This is a genomic window from Stenotrophomonas sp., from assembly GCF_032066555.1.
Lineage (GTDB): Bacteria > Pseudomonadota > Gammaproteobacteria > Xanthomonadales > Xanthomonadaceae > Stenotrophomonas.
Genome location: NZ_DAMBKV010000013.1, coordinates 16,411 through 30,636, shown reverse-complemented (window position 1 = coordinate 30,636; position 14,226 = coordinate 16,411). Strand labels below are relative to the sequence as shown.

General features: G+C 64.8%; 15 protein-coding genes and 1 other RNA gene. 5 read left to right on the top strand and 11 right to left on the bottom strand.

The genetic code is table 11. The features are described 5' to 3' along the window. Positions 1-213 precede the first annotated feature (213 nt). The 3 genes from ssrS to RT131_RS14435 all read right to left on the bottom strand — a co-directional run bounded on the left by ssrS (position 214) and on the right by RT131_RS14435 (position 1,001). Positions 214-398: non-coding RNA, 6S RNA (ssrS, locus tag RT131_RS14445), on the bottom strand. 85 nt (positions 399-483) lie between these two features. Beyond that, a complete protein-coding gene (locus tag RT131_RS14440) occupies positions 484-783 on the bottom strand; it encodes a cell division protein ZapA (protein ID WP_282273119.1) in 300 nt (99 codons plus the stop codon). After that, positions 780-1,001 carry a TIGR02449 family protein gene (locus tag RT131_RS14435; protein ID WP_282273125.1) on the bottom strand — a complete coding sequence of 74 codons (222 nt, stop codon included), beginning with the start codon at positions 999-1,001 and terminating at the stop codon, positions 780-782. The genes RT131_RS14440 and RT131_RS14435 overlap by 4 nt, the downstream gene beginning before the upstream one ends. A gap of 125 nt (positions 1,002-1,126) precedes the next feature. Between RT131_RS14435 and RT131_RS14430 the strand changes: the two genes are divergently transcribed. Both RT131_RS14430 and pepP read left to right on the top strand, forming a co-directional pair. Beyond that, entirely contained in the window at positions 1,127-1,672 is a 546-nt protein-coding gene (locus RT131_RS14430) for a YecA family protein (RefSeq protein ID WP_313173495.1), read from the top strand. An 8-nt stretch (positions 1,673-1,680) separates the two neighbouring features. Further along, positions 1,681-3,006 (top strand): Xaa-Pro aminopeptidase, encoded by a 1,326-nt coding sequence (pepP, locus tag RT131_RS14425; protein ID WP_313173494.1) that lies wholly within the window; start codon positions 1,681-1,683, stop codon positions 3,004-3,006. Positions 3,007-4,125: 1,119 nt separating this feature from the next. Here pepP and pepQ read toward each other — a convergent pair. The 8 genes from pepQ to rph form a co-directional block, all read right to left on the bottom strand. After that, positions 4,126-5,454 (bottom strand): Xaa-Pro dipeptidase, encoded by a 1,329-nt coding sequence (gene pepQ, locus RT131_RS14420; protein ID WP_313173493.1) that lies wholly within the window; start codon positions 5,452-5,454, stop codon positions 4,126-4,128. A gap of 82 nt (positions 5,455-5,536) precedes the next feature. Next, positions 5,537-5,884 carry a PilZ domain-containing protein gene (locus RT131_RS14415; protein ID WP_313173492.1) on the bottom strand — a complete coding sequence of 116 codons (348 nt, stop codon included), beginning with the start codon at positions 5,882-5,884 and terminating at the stop codon, positions 5,537-5,539. Continuing rightward, positions 5,881-8,322: a DUF1631 family protein gene (locus RT131_RS14410; protein ID WP_313173491.1), complete on the bottom strand. Its 2,442-nt coding sequence runs from the start codon at positions 8,320-8,322 to the stop codon at positions 5,881-5,883. The genes RT131_RS14415 and RT131_RS14410 overlap by 4 nt, the downstream gene beginning before the upstream one ends. A 106-nt stretch (positions 8,323-8,428) precedes the next feature. Next, complete coding sequence (hemW, locus tag RT131_RS14405) at positions 8,429-9,658, bottom strand: radical SAM family heme chaperone HemW (RefSeq protein WP_313173490.1); 1,230 nt, start codon at positions 9,656-9,658, stop codon at positions 8,429-8,431. Positions 9,659-9,699: 41 nt separating this feature from the next. Then, on the bottom strand, positions 9,700-10,200 hold the full coding sequence (locus RT131_RS14400) for a hypothetical protein (RefSeq protein WP_313173489.1): 501 nt from the start codon (positions 10,198-10,200) through the stop codon (positions 9,700-9,702). A gap of 16 nt (positions 10,201-10,216) precedes the next feature. Beyond that, on the bottom strand, positions 10,217-10,816 hold the full coding sequence (rdgB, locus tag RT131_RS14395) for an RdgB/HAM1 family non-canonical purine NTP pyrophosphatase (RefSeq protein ID WP_313173488.1): 600 nt from the start codon (positions 10,814-10,816) through the stop codon (positions 10,217-10,219). After that, positions 10,813-11,202, bottom strand: coding sequence for a VOC family protein (locus tag RT131_RS14390; protein ID WP_313173487.1), 390 nt, complete (start codon positions 11,200-11,202; stop codon positions 10,813-10,815). Before RT131_RS14390 ends, rdgB begins: the two co-directional genes overlap by 4 nt. Continuing rightward, positions 11,199-11,927 carry a ribonuclease PH gene (rph, locus tag RT131_RS14385; protein ID WP_296250270.1) on the bottom strand — a complete coding sequence of 243 codons (729 nt, stop codon included), beginning with the start codon at positions 11,925-11,927 and terminating at the stop codon, positions 11,199-11,201. The genes RT131_RS14390 and rph overlap by 4 nt, the downstream gene beginning before the upstream one ends. Before the next feature lie 110 nt (positions 11,928-12,037). Between rph and RT131_RS14380 the strand changes: the two genes are divergently transcribed. The 3 genes from RT131_RS14380 to rpoZ all read left to right on the top strand — a co-directional run bounded on the left by RT131_RS14380 (position 12,038) and on the right by rpoZ (position 14,150). Then, complete coding sequence (locus tag RT131_RS14380) at positions 12,038-12,898, top strand: YicC/YloC family endoribonuclease (protein ID WP_282271467.1); 861 nt, start codon at positions 12,038-12,040, stop codon at positions 12,896-12,898. 207 nt (positions 12,899-13,105) lie between these two features. After that, positions 13,106-13,726 carry a guanylate kinase gene (gene gmk / locus RT131_RS14375; protein ID WP_313173486.1) on the top strand — a complete coding sequence of 207 codons (621 nt, stop codon included), beginning with the start codon at positions 13,106-13,108 and terminating at the stop codon, positions 13,724-13,726. Between the two features lie 124 nt (positions 13,727-13,850). Then, the gene (rpoZ, locus tag RT131_RS14370) at positions 13,851-14,150 is read left to right on the top strand and encodes a DNA-directed RNA polymerase subunit omega (protein WP_313173485.1); all 300 of its coding nucleotides are present in this window, start codon (positions 13,851-13,853) and stop codon (positions 14,148-14,150) included. Positions 14,151-14,226: the final 76 nt, after the last annotated feature.

Below are 14,226 nucleotides of genomic sequence, written 5' to 3'. Positions count from 1 at the left end.
TGGCGTAGCCAAGCTTCGTGACGGTTTGCCCCTTACCCTCATCCGCCCTTCGGACACCTTCTCCCGGAGGGAGAAGGACAAAAAAGAAGCATTGCAGGCAGAACCAATGCCGACCATGGGTCGGCACTACAGGACGCGCCTTTCGGGGCACCTTCTCCCGTGGGGAGAAGGATAAAAAAGAACGGCGCCCGTTGGGCGCCGTTCTGGAATATTGCATTCTCCGCGGTGACGATGCGTGCGAAACGACCTTGAACCCGGGGTTCAAGTGGGAACGCTGGGGGGCCATCGGGCTTCCCGCTACAAGGCGGACTTGCACACCCGGCTCCGTCGCGCCCCCGTGGTCGTAATTAAGGGACAAGGCGAATGTTTGCACACGCCGTCGTTCACAGCAGAGAACGCGTCGCCAGTATAACGAGGTTGCGCGGCTAGGTGCAGCCGTATTTCACGAATTGCGGATTCATCTGTCTGAGCTGGTCAGCTGCATCAACGCGCGTTGTCGATGGCCAGGTCAAGGCGGCGGTTCAACTCGTTCATCGCCGATTGGAAACGCTGCTGTTGGGCGAGTTGCTCGTCGCGCACCTGCTGCAACTCATGCGCAAGATTAAGCGCCGCCAACACCGCGATGCGGTCCACCGCCGCCATCCGGTTGCTGCCACGGATCTCGCGCATCTTGCCGTCGAGCACGCGTGCGGCGGCGGTGAGGCTTTCGCGCTCGGTGGGTTCCACGCCAACGGTGTACTCGCGGTCCAGGATATGGACGCTGACCGGTTCGTTGTTGCTCACGTGTGCTGCTCCAGCGACTTGAGGCGGGTGATCATGGCTTCCACCCGCGAGCGGGCCTGCTCGTTCTTGGTCAGCAATTGCGAGCGTTCGCTGATCAGCTGTTCCTGTTGCTGGCGCAGGCTGCGGTTTTCATCGCTCAGCCGCTGGTTGCGCTCAAGCAGCAGCTCAAGGCGGGAGGCTAGGGCCAGCAGTTGGCCAGCGGGGTCGAAGGAGTCCATGGACGGAACGATAGGCATGGCGATAAGGGCCGGTCAAGAAGGAGCATACAGCGCGGTTGGTACACTGTATGGCCGCCGCCATCTTGCCGGTGCCGGCCTTCCTTTCCGCTTTACAGATCAGTGACATGACCGACCTTCCCGCCGTCAACGACATCCTCCAGGCCAGCCAGTCGCTGGGCCTGGCCGCTTCCCCGGCTGAACTCCATGGTGGACTGTGCGGCTGGCTGGCCGCCGGTGGCGCCGATGTGCCCGCGTGGCCGGCCAAGGTGCTGGCCGACGATGGTCTGCCGACCCCGGAACCCGGCAGCCCCCTGGACCTGCTGCGGCAGGCGTCGGTTGCGCAGCTGGAAGACCGTGACTTTGCGTTCGAGCTGGTGCTGGTGGATGCGGCCGAACCGCTGCAGGCACGTACCGACGCCTTGTTTGAATGGTGCCGTGCCTTCCTTGGCGGCTTCGGACTGGCCTCGGGCAAGCGCCCGGCGCTGAGCGAGGAGGGCGAAGAGGCGCTGCAGGACCTGGCGCGCCTGGCGCAGGCCTCCAGCGACGAGTTCGACAGTGCCGACGAGGATGAAGACGCGCTGTCGGAGATCGAGGAGTTCGTGCGTGTGGCCGCGTTGCTGCTGCACGGCGACTGCGTGATGGGTTCGCGCCATCGGCAGAGCCTGAACTGAGGTCGATGATGAAGCGTCTGTCCGGGATTACACCCGCCGAGTACGCGCTCCGCCGCCGGCAGCTGATGGAAGCGGCCGGTGATGACGCAATTCTGGTCCTGCCGGCGGCACCGGAGCGGGTGCGCAGCAACGATACGTTCTACCCGTACCGCCAGGATTCGGACTTCTGGTACCTGAGCGGCTTCCAGGAGCCGGAGGCGGTGCTGGTGCTGATCCCGGGGCGCAAGCATGGGGAGGTGATCCTGTTCTGCCGCGAGCGCGACCCGGACCGGGAAGCCTGGGACGGACCGCGCGAAGGCCAGGATGGTGCGGTCTCGCGCTACGGCATGGACGATGCCTATCCGATCGAGGATCTGGATGAAATCCTGCCCGGCCTGCTGGAAGGTCGGTCGCGGGTGTACTACCACTTTGGTCGTGATGCGGATTTCGACCTGAAGTTGATCGGGTGGGTGAACCGGGTCCGCTCGCAGGTGCGCAATGGTGCGCAGCCGCCGCATGAGTTCCTGGAGCTGGGTCATCTGCTGCACGAGCAGCGCCTGTACAAGAGCGCCGACGAGATCACCTTGATGCAGGCTGCAGCGGATATCAGCGTGCGTGCGCATCGCGCGGCAATGCGTGCGGCACGTGCAGGCATCCATGAGTACGAACTGCAGGCGGAGCTGGAACGCGAGTTCCGTGCGGCCGATGCGTGTCCTGCATACAACAGCATTGTCGGTGCAGGTGCCAACGCCTGTGTGCTGCATTACCGCGACAACAACAGCGGCAGCCGCGATGGCGATCTGGTGTTGATCGATGCGGGTGCGGAGTATCGCGGCTATGCCAGCGACATCACCCGGACCTTTCCGGTGAATGGCCGTTTCAGCGAGGAGCAACGCGCGCTGCACGATCTGGTGCTGGCGGCACAGGCAGCGGCCCTGGAGCAGGCGCAGCCGGGCATTGCCTACGAGGAAGGGCATCTTGCGGCGGTGGAGGTATTGACCGAAGGCCTGTTGCGCCTGGGGCTGCTGAAGGGCGATCTGGAAGAGAACATCATCGAGCGTCATTACCAGCGTTTCTACCGGCACAAGACCGGGCATTGGCTGGGCATGGATGTGCACGATGTGGGTGATTACCGGGTTGCTGGTGAGTCGCGACTGCTGGAACCCGGCATGGTGTTCACGATCGAGCCGGGGCTATACATCTCGCCGGACGATCGCAGTGTGGAGGCGCGCTGGCGTGGGATTGGGATCCGCATCGAGGACGATGTGTTGATCACCGAAGACGGGCACCGTGTGTTGACCGGTGCGCTTGAACGCAGTGCCGACGAGATCGAGGCCTTCATGGCCAAGCGCTGAGCCGCAAGGCATTCGGCTGTAGCAGTTGCAGTTGCAGTTGCCCTCCCTTACGCAAAGCGTAGGGGAGGGTATGGGAGGGGTGCAGTTGCTGTTGCCGTTGCTCCAGCCGTTGCTCCAGCCGTTGCTTCTGCAGTTGCCGTTGCTCCAAAGCTCTTGATCTACCGGGCCCCTTCCGCAGCGACGCAGCCGACGGACAAGACCCCGTATGGGGCGACGTGCAGGACGCACGTCGTTTTTCGACGATACAGGGATGTATCGTCGAAAAATCCCGGCGGCGGAGTGGACCCGCGTCGCGCAGCGGCGTGGGCGCGGAGGCAGGGTGTGCTTTCTTTTGGTTACTTCTTCTTTGCACAAGCAAAGAAAAGTGACTCGCTCCCCGAAGGGGAGTGAAAGCTCTTGCTCTTGCTTCAACCGCAACCGCAACCGCAACCGCAACCGCAACCGCAACCAAGATCAAGATCAAGATCAAGATCAAGATCAAGATCAAGATCAAGGGCTTTCGCCCGCCTTCGGCGCGCGAGCACACCTTTCTTTGCTTGTGCAAAGAAAGGTGGCCCAAAGAAAGCACACCCTGCCTACGCGCCTTCCGCGCTGCGCGCTCCAGGTCCACTCCGCTGGCAGGATTTTTCGACGATACATCCTTGTATCGTCGAAAAACGACGTGCATCCATGCACGTCGCCCCGTGCGGGGTCTTGTCTGCCAGCTCCGTCGCTGCGGAAGGGGCCCGGTAGATCAAGAGCTTTTGGAGCAAGGGCAACTGCAATTGCCAAAGCCAGAGCCAAATGCAGAGGCAAAGCCAAAGGCAAAGGCAAAGGCAAAGGCAAAGGCACCCCTCCCATACCCTCCCCTGCGCTGCGCGCAAGGGAGGGCAAGTGCCAATGCACAGGCAGAAGCGGAGCGGAAGCGCCCTTGCTGGGTCGTGGGTCGGGCAGTGGGAATGGAGGGATGGTGCGATCACGTAGCCCGGGTAAGCGTCAGCGCACCCGGGAAGCCGACCTCGATCGCCACCGAGTGAGGCGCAAACGAATACGGCCCAGCTTTCGCCAGGCCGCACTCACCTACATCAACGGTGTATTCCAATAACCAGGGCAGCAGCTACACGCCGTCCCGGCAAACCATCACGCCTGCGCGGCAAACTCCGGGCGGGTCAGGTTGTCCGCTTCGCCTTCGGTACACAGCACTTCGTCCTCGATGCGCACGCCACCATAAGGACGGAAGAAATCCACGCGCTCCCAGTTCACGCTGGCAGCATTGCCGGCCTTCTTCACTTCGTCCAGCAACATGTCGATGAAGTACAGGCCCGGCTCGATGGTGACGACCATGCCCGGTTCCAGTACGCGGGTCATACGCAGGTAGGGGTGGCCGGCCGGGCGCTCGACGCGGCCGCCGTCCTCGCTGGCGGCAAAGCCGGCTACATCGTGCACCTGCGCACCGATCAGATGGCCGATGCCATGCGGGAAGAAGGCCGCGCTCACGCCGGTGGCCAGCGCGGTCTCCGGCGCGACATTGATCACGCCGAAATCCTTGAGGATGCCCATCAACGACAGGTGCGCATCAATATGCAGCTGCTTGTAGTCGAAACCGGAACGCACCGCTGCGCACATCTTCAGCTGGGCGGCGTCGACCGCATCGATGAAGGCCTGGAACTCATCGTGGCCCGCCGCGGCATAGGTGCGGGTGATGTCGCTGGCATAGCCATGGGCCGAGGCACCGGCATCGATCAGGAAGCTGCGCAGCGGCTGCGGGGCCTGCTTGCCCAGGTCGGTGTAATGCAGCACGGCGGCGTGTTCGTTGAGGCCGATGATGTTGCCGTAGGGCAGCTCGTTGGCGTCCTGGCCGACGGCGCTGCAATACGCCATGTGGATCTCGAACTCGCTGGCACCGGTGCGGAACGCGGCTTCGGCGGCACGGTGGCCGCGCACGCCCAGTACCTGTGCCTGGCGCATCAGCGCGATCTCATACGGCGTCTTGTAGCCGCGATGCCATTCCAGGTAATTGATCACCGTCGCCGGGTTGTTCGGGGCAAAGCCGCCCAGCGCGCTCTGCGGCTCACCGAGGATGGCGCAGCGGCTGGGGTCGGCCGGCAGCAGTGCCAAGGCATCTTCCGGCTTGCGGATGATGTGGATGTCGAAATGCTCCACCCACCAGCCGCTGGGTGCGTCCGGGACCACGTGCCAGTAATCGAAGGGCTGGTAGAACACCAGGGTCGGGCGCTTGCCCGGGGTATGGATCAGCCAGCTGTACGGCAGCTTGGTCAGCGGTAGCCAGGTCTTGAACTGCGGGTTGACCGCGTACGGGTAGTCGCGGTCGTCGAACGCCTGGTAATGCTGGGTGCCGCTGGGAACCACCAGGTGATCGAAACCACCGCGCGCAAGCGCCGCGTCGGCGCGGCGGATCATCTGGGCAAGGTGTTGGGCGTAGAGGCTGCCTGGATCGTGCTGGTTCATCGCGGTGGCTCGCTGGGACGTGCGGAATGCAGGTCCCAATTCTGCCGCAATCGGCCTGCCGCTGCTGTGCCGTTTTCGGCACTCAGGCCGCAGGGATGCTGCCTTCGATCCACTGCACAAGGCGCTCGCGATGGCCCTTGTCCAGGGTCAGGAAGCGGAAGCCGGCCCATGACTGCTCGGGTGCATGGGTAGGTTCGGACCACAAGAGATGTGCACCCACGTCGATCTGCAGGTGACCGCCGCGGCCGTCGGGGATGGGAAACTGCAGCTGGTACAGCGCGTCGTCCTGCAGTGGCACCGAGGTGATCAGCAACATGCCGGTTTCGGATATGTTGCCGAGCCTGCCGATATGGGTGCCGGTCATCTGGTCGCGCACCTGCACCAGCTCGGGAACCTGCAGACGCGGCGCGCGACGGGTATTGGTGATCATGCGGATTCCCCGCTGTTGGAGGTGTGGCCGGCAATCGAGCGCAGTGCGCGCACGGTGGCCTGCCAGGCGCGGTCGATCAGGCGGCCCTTGTCCTCGGTGACGATACGCAGCTGGCCCTTGGCCATCAGCCGCGCCATCGCGTCGAGCGACTGCTCGGAAACCTTCTGCCCGCGCTGGTTGACGAACAAGGCGTTGCCAGTGATCAGGCTGTACCAGGACAGGCGCTGGCGCCGGTTGTCGCCCTGCTGGTTGACGGTGAATTCGAACCAGGTGCCGAAGGGCAGGGTACGCAGCTGGCGGTAATAGCCCTCTTCCTCTTCGGTGCGGGCCGGTTCGACTTTCCGGCGACGCTCTTCTTCGTCCGGGTCACCGGCTTCACCCAGCCGGGTCCGTGTCTTGAGCTTGGCGGCCAGTTCCGTGCGCGAGGTGATGGCGTCCTCACCGCCCGGTGTGGACAGGCGGCGGGAGATTGCTGCGGCCTCATCCTGGTGGTAACCCACCTGCAGCAGTGATTGCTCGATTTCCTCGCCGAAACCCGTATCGGCGGCACCCCCGGGTGCCAGGCCGGTGATCTCGGCGATGCGACGGGTGGCCTGCTCGCGCTGCCGCCATTCCTCCGAACCTTCGCCATGGCGCAGCAAGGTGAGGGTAAGTACATCGGCCCATGCCTTGCGCAGCAGGGTCTGCACGAACTTCGGGGGTTCAGTGCTCTGGCAGAGCGCATCGATGCTGCTGCTGGCCAGTTGCTTGGCAGCCTCCAGGCGTTCCTTGCCGCGCGCGGCATCCACCTGCCGCCGTTCGGCCATCTCCGCGCGCCGGGCCGCCGCACGCAGGTGTCCCTGGATGATGTCGTTGGCCTCAACGAAGACAGCTTCATCACCCTGGTAGTCGCTGACGACCTTGGTGACCGCGTCCTTGAGCTTCAGCAGCAAGAGGGGGTCGCTGTCCTCATCGCTGAGCCATACCGCACCGGATTCGGCGACGGCATTGAGCAGTTCGCGTGCCGGGTGCTGGTCACGCAGGAAGAACTCCTGGTCGCTGATCGCGGCGCGGGCCAAGGGCACCTGCAGGCGACGCAGCAGGTCGGCGGCGGGGCCCTCGCTGCGCACTTCGCGCTGCAGCTCGGAATAAAGCATGCCGAGCAGGTCCATGGTGTCGCCATCCTGCACCGACAATGTCGCCGCAGGGCCGTGCTCGGCCTTGACCTGTGCGATCAGCGCGTTGCGGATGTCGGCCATGCTGTGGCGGCTGCCCGATGAGGATGCGGCCGCCTGCAGTTTGCCCAGCATGTCCAGTGCAATCTGGGTGGACACCGGCTCCGCCGGAATGTTCGGCGGGCTGCCAGCGGCAGCCGGAGCCGCCGCGCCCTGCTCGGCCTGTGCCTGCAGCGCGGCAAAGTCGGGCATGCCGCGACCGCCGGCAGGCGCGGCGCTGGCCTGGCCGGCGGGCGTGCCGCCACTCCCCGTCGATGCGCCCGCATTGTTTGCGCCCGACGCAAGAGCGTGGCGTGCGGCATCAAGTAGGGTGTGCAGGCTTTCCATCGGCGCGCTGGGGGCGCCGATGGCCGTCTGCTGGGGCGGTGTGGCGTTGGCCGGGCCGGCGGCGGGGGGCGCACCCGCCTGCAACTCATTGGAGATGCTGGCCCATGACGCCGGCGGGGCCTGGCCTTGCCAGCTGGTCAGGGGCGCCGAACCTGCAGTGCGACGTCCAGCGGTGCCTGCATCGGCGTTGCCGCCGGCAGCCCCTGCGCCGCGGGGCGCGGAAGGACGGGAAAGGTGGGGGCGATACACCAGCCCCGGGAGCACGCCCTCGCGCTCCAGCAGGATGTTCAGGCGATCCACCAGCTCCGCATGACGCGACATGGTCATGCGCTCGAATACCTGGAACAGCAGCAGCTGGGTATCGAGGTTGAGTTGCATCTGTTCGCCGCTGTCGCGCAACGCCCGGCACTGGGCGTAGGGGCCTACGGGCAGGTGCTCGGGATCAAACGCCGGCTGCGCAGCCAGGACTGCGAAACGCTGGCCCAGCAACAGCAGGGGACTGGGGGCGCGGAAGGCTTCGCGGCGCGCCATTTCGTGCAGCACGATGTCGCGGTCGATGTCGGTGTCTTCAACCAGCGTCATCGACTTGAAGGTCGACGCGTGCGCTTCCTGCACGGGCTTGGGCGGGTCCTTGAAACTGGCCAGCTGCGCTGCCAACGCGTCCAGGAACAGATCGGGGAACTGTTCGGCGTGGTCGCGCAGCACCCGCAGCTGGGCGTAGATGTCAGATTGGATCTGGCTGTTGTGGGCCATCTCCGCGTTCTTGAACAGCGCCCGTTCCAGCTCCATGGCGGTCAGCTGCAGCGGTGTGCGCAGGACTTCATCGGTGGCGAGGAAAATGCTTTCCAATAGCTGTCGTACGCGCGCAGGTGCCGGCGTGGCGGCGATCCGTGCCATGGATTTGCTGGATGAGCGTGGTGCTGTGCCTGACATCCCGTATTCCTTGCCCCTGAATGGGCGTTTTCTATCATTTATGTGATGCAACGGCCACTTTTTGCAGGTCTTACGGTAGGAACAACTCCACCACATCGTTGGTGAAGCGGCGGCCAAGCTCGGTGGGCGTCCAGTAATCACCGTTACCTATGAGCCAGCCGCGCTCCAGCGCCGTTGCCAGTGAAGGTGCAAGCACGCTTCGTGCCAAACCAGTACGCGACTCGAAATCGCGCAGGCTGAAACCTTCGTGCAGGCGCAGCAGGTTGAGCATGTACTCGAACGGCAGGCGCTCGGCGCTGATTACGTCATCGCCGCCGATGCTGGCCGGGGTACCGGCGGTGTCCATGAAGGTCTGCGGGTGCTTGTGTTTCCAGCGGCGCAGCACGTGCTGCTCGGCGCCGGAGCTGATCTTGCCGTGGGCACCGGCGCCAATGCCAAGGTAGTCGCCAAAGCGCCAGTAGTTGAGGTTGTGCTGGCACTGCCAACCGTCGCGGGCATAGGCGCTGACCTCGTACTGGCCGTAGCCACGCTCGGCGAGCAGGGCCTGGCAATGCTCCTGGATGTCCCAGGCGCTGTCTTCGTCCGGAATGCCCTGCGGCGGCCGGGCGAAGAACACCGTATTCGGCTCCAGCGTCAGCTGGTAGTGCGAGATATGGGTGGGGTCGAGGGCGAAGGCGCGCTCGAGGTCGTACTCGGCCTGGGCCAGGGTCTGCTGCGGCAGCGCGTACATCAGGTCGATGTTGAAGTTCTTGTAACCGGCGTCCTGCGCCAGCTTGACCGCGCGCTCGGCCTCGTTGCTGTCGTGGATGCGCCCCAGTCGCTTGAGTGCCTCATCATTGAACGTCTGGATGCCGAAGCTGATGCGGTTTACCCCGGCCGCGCGGTAGCGGTCGAAGCGGCCGTGTTCGGCCGTGCCCGGGTTGGTCTCCAGCGTCACTTCCAGGTTCGGCGCGAAGCGCAGTCGTGCACTGGCTGCCTGCAGGAAACGGTCAATCGCCTCTGGCGGGAACAGGCTGGGGGTGCCGCCGCCAAAGAATACGCTGTTGACTACCCGTCCCCAGACCAGTGGCAGGTCCTGGTCCAGGTCGCGGATCAGCGCATCGATATAGGCGTCGAAGGGCAGGTCGCCCTTGCCGGCATGCGAGTTGAAGTCGCAGTACGGGCATTTGCGCACGCACCACGGCAGGTGCACGTACAGCGCCAGTGGTGGCGGTACCAGCTGCACGCCGGCAGCGTGACCGTGATCGATCGCGCAGGATTCGCCGGGAAGGTGGTTGCAGTGGTCGTGGGAGTGCGGCATGGACGGCTGTTGGAAAGAGTGGGAGTACAGGGTTGCGGGCGCTATTGCCCGGCCAGCAGGATTGGATCGACCAGCGAACGTGGTTGTGCACGTAGCACCGCTGCGCTGACATCGCGGAACATCGGTGACGGCCCCTGATAGCTGCCGACCTCGTTGTCCATGAGACGGTGGCGCGCCGGTCGGCTGCCATTGCGCATGTGCAGATACAGGCCGGAAACCATGGCTTTGCGCTTGTCGGCGAAGTTGTCGTAGCGGACCTCAAGCACGTCCACCAGGTCCACCTTGCGCCAGCGGTGCGCGGTGGCGATGTTGTGGTAGCGGAGCTGGCCAGCCAGCTCATCCAGCACCACGCGTTGCCACAGGATGGGAGCAGCGATCAGTGAAATGACCAGGGCGCAGCCAAGCGCCCAAAGCGGCAATGCGAGCCAGGATTGCTCCCCGTCATACGCCAGTATGGCGCCCACTATCGCGCCGCTTACAGCGCCCAGGATGGCGACAAGCTGCACAAGCCCCATCCGGGTCCGATAGCGGCGTGGCGTCATTGCCTGATCTCCGTGGTCAATCGAACGCAAGTTGCGAGATGCGCTGCAACAACAGCTGCAGCGCCTTGGCGCGGTGGCTGCGGCCGTTCTTCTGCGCCGGTTCCATCTGCGCCGCGGTCAGGCCGAGTTCTTCATCCAGGAACACCGGGTTGTAGCCGAAGCCATTGCTGCCGCGCAGTTCGTCGATGATGCGGCCTTCCCAGCTGCCTTCGCAGATCAGCGGTTGCGGATCGTTGGCATGGCGCAGCAGCACGATCACCGCGTAGAAACGCGCGGTGCGGCGTTCGGCCGGGACATCGTGCAGCGCATCAAGCAGCTTGGCGTTGTTGGCTGCATCGTCGGTAGGGCTGCCGGCATAGCGTGCGCTGTACAGGCCGGGCGCGCCGTCCAGTGCATCGACGATCAGGCCGGAGTCGTCGGCCAGCGCTGGCAGGCCGGTCACCGCGCAGGCATGGCGGGCCTTGATCAACGCGTTCTCGACGAAGGTCAGGCCGGTTTCCGGCACGTCGTCCACGCCCAGTTCGCGCTGCGGCACGATCTGTAGCGGCAGATCGGCCAACATGGCCTGCAGTTCTTTCAGCTTGCCGGCGTTGCCGCTGGCCAGTACCAGTTTCATTGTTTGGGCTCCAACAAGTCCCAGGTGTTGCCGTACAGGTCGCGGAACACCGCGACCGTCGCATAGGGTTCATCGCGTGGGGCTTCGAGGAATTCCACGCCCTGCGCGAGCATTGCCGCGTGGTCGCGATGGAAGTCATCGGTGTGCAGGAAGAAGCCAACGCGGCCACCGGTCTGGTTGCCGATGCGGCTGCGCTGCTCTTCGTCGCTGGCACGCGCCAACAGCAGCGCGGCGGCGCTGCCATCGGTCGGGCCGACCACCACCCAGCGCTTGCGGCCCTGGTCCAGGTCCTCCAGCAGCTGGAAGCCGAGCTTGCCGGTGTACCAGGCGATGGCTTCGTCGTAATCGGCGACGACGAGGGTGACCAGGGCGAGGCGCCGGTTCATGCCGACGCCAATGCCGCCTGTTGGGCGTCGAACAGCTCGCGGATGCCCTTTTCGGCCAGCACCAGCAGCGCGTCCAGCTCCTCGCGGCGGAAGGCATGGCCTTCGGCCGTGCCCTGCAGCTCGATGAAGCCACCGCCGTCATTCATGACGATGTTCATGTCGGTATCGCAGTCGCTGTCCTCGGGGTAATCCAGGTCCAGCACCGGCTGGCCCTTGTAGACGCCGACCGACACGGCGGCGACGGCGCCGAACAACGGATTGCGCTTGATCTCGCCGCGCTTCATCAGCAGGTTCACCGCGTCCACAAGGGCGACGTATGCGCCGGTGATGGCGGCGGTGCGGGTACCACCGTCGGCCTGCAGCACGTCGCAGTCCAGGGTGATGGTGCGTTCGCCCAGTGCGTTGCGGTCGATGCAGGCGCGCAGGGTGCGGCCGATCAGGCGCTGGATTTCCAGGGTGCGGCCGCCCTGCTTGCCGCGCGCGGCTTCACGGTCGGAGCGGGTGTGGGTGGAGCGGGGCAGCATGCCGTATTCGGCGGTGACCCAGCCTTCGCCCTTGCCACGCAGGAAGCCCGGTACCCGGTTCTCGACGCTGGCGGTGCACAGCACGCGGGTGTCTCCAAAGCTCACCAGCACCGAGCCTTCGGCATGGCGGGTGAAGGAACGCTCGATGGTGACGGTGCGCATCTGATCGGCCTGGCGGCCGCTGGGACGGGAGAAGGTCATGGGGAATCCGGTTAGTACGAGTTGATCTGGCGGGCGTCTGGGTGGTGGATGCACCAGCGTCCAGAGGTGGCTAGGTTACCATTCGCCCTTTGAAACACATCGGAAAGCACATGATTCGGAGCATGACCGCCTATGCCGGCGGCGAACGCATCACCGCGTGGGGCACCCTGGGCTGCGAACTGCGCTCGGTGAACCACCGGTTCCTTGAAGTGGGCGTGCGTCTGCCCGAGGACCTGCGTGCGCTGGAGCCGCAGCTGCGCGAGCGCGTTGCAGCCCGGGTCAGTCGCGGCAAGCTCGACCTGGTGATGCGCCTGCGTGCACCGGAAGCCGCCACCTCGCTGGCCGTCAACGAAGTGCTGGTGGATCAGCTGTCTGAATTGGCGCAGCGCCTGCACAGCCGCTTCCCCGGGATGCAGGTGGGCTTCACCGACCTGCTGCAATACCCCGGCGTGCTGCGCGCCGAGGCGACCGACAGTGCCGCCCTGCATGCCGAAGCACTGGCCTTGCTGGAAGAAACCGTCACCAGCTTCGTGCAGGCACGTGAGCGGGAAGGCGACAAGCTGGCCACGGCGATCAGCGAGCGCGTCGATTCGGTCGAACGCATTGCCGGTGAAGTCCGCGAGCTTATCCCGGCCATCCGTGAGGGGCAGCGGGTCAAGCTGGCCGCACGCCTGGCCGACCTGCCGCACCCGGTTGATCCGGGCCGGGCGGAGCAGGAGCTGGTGATGTGGCTGCAGAAGCTCGACGTGGATGAGGAGCTGGACCGTCTGGACAGCCATATCGCGGAAATCCGCCGCGTGCTGCGTCAGCGCGAGCCGGTCGGCCGCCGCCTGGACTTCCTGCTGCAGGAGTTCAACCGCGAAGCCAACACCCTGGGCTCCAAGTCGGTGGACGCACGCACCTCCAATGCCGCCGTCGAGCTGAAAGTGCTGATCGACCAGATCCGCGAGCAGGTCCAGAACATCGAGTAAGGGTAGTGCCGAGCCATGCTCGGCAAGGAACCCAAGGTAGTGCCGAGCCATGCTCGGCAGATGCCTTACCGGTAATGCCCTGCCGAGCATGGCTCGGCACTACAGGTGGAGCCGCCCCCGCGGTAACTGGGGGCCTTCACCCCTCGATCCTGCACAGAGCCGCCCGCGCCGGTACAATGCCGGGCCATTCCGACGTTGGCCCACCGCATGCGTGGCACCCTTTATATCGTCGCTGCCCCGTCCGGGGCCGGCAAAAGCAGCATCGTCAACGCCACTTTGGCGCGTGACCCGCACATTTCGCTGTCGATTTCCTTCACCTCGCGCGCCATGCGCCCGGGCGAGGTCAACGGCAAGCATTACCACTTCGTCTCCGCCGCCGAGTTCGAGCAGATGATCGCCGCCGGCGATTTCTTCGAGCACGCGCTGGTGCATGGCGACTGGAAGGGTACGGCCCGGCAGTCGGTGGAACCGCAGCTGGCGGCCGGCAAGGACGTGCTGCTGGAAATCGACTGGCAGGGAGCGCGCCAGGTGCGTGAGAAGGTGCCGGGCGCGGTCAGCGTGTTCATCCTGCCGCCGTCGCGGCAGGCGCTGGATGAGCGCATGCGCAAGCGTGGCCAGGACAGCGAGGCGGTCATGGCCCAGCGCTTGGCCGCCGCGCGCGAGGAAATGCTGCATTACGACGAGTTCGACTACGTCATCATCAATGAGGATTTCGACACCGCGGTGGGTGAAATGTGCTCGATCTTTGCCGCCAGCCGGCTGCGCTGTGAGCCCCAGCAGCAACGCCACGGCGAGCTGATCGCCTCGCTGCTGGCCCCTGAAAACTGAGCAAGTGATTGATCCGCAAGGGGCTGTTCAGGCCTTGGCTTGATTCCGGAACCGGTCTGCCCTTACAATCCGTCCCCTTTCCCTCATTCGATCGAGCGGCCGTTGCAGGTCGCCGGGAGCCCGCATGGCCCGCATTACCGTAGAAGATTGCCTGGAAGTCGTTAACAACCGTTTTGAGCTGGTCATGATGGCGTCCAAGCGCGCCCGTCAGCTGGCCAATGGTGTCCAGGCGACGATCGACAACAGCGAGAGCGAGGACAAGCCGACCGTGCTGGCGCTGCGCGAGATCGCCGCCCGTCGCATCGACAACGAGCTGATCGAGGAAGTCGAGAAGGCCGAGCGCGAGCGTGCCGAGCGTGAAGCACTGGAGTGGGCCGCAGCCGAAGTTGTCGCCGACGAAGACATGTCCAAGAACGACGATTGATTGTTTCTTTCGCGTTGATTGATGGTGTCTGCAAACAGCCCGCCGCAAGCGGGCTGTTTGCGTTATGGGAATTGCC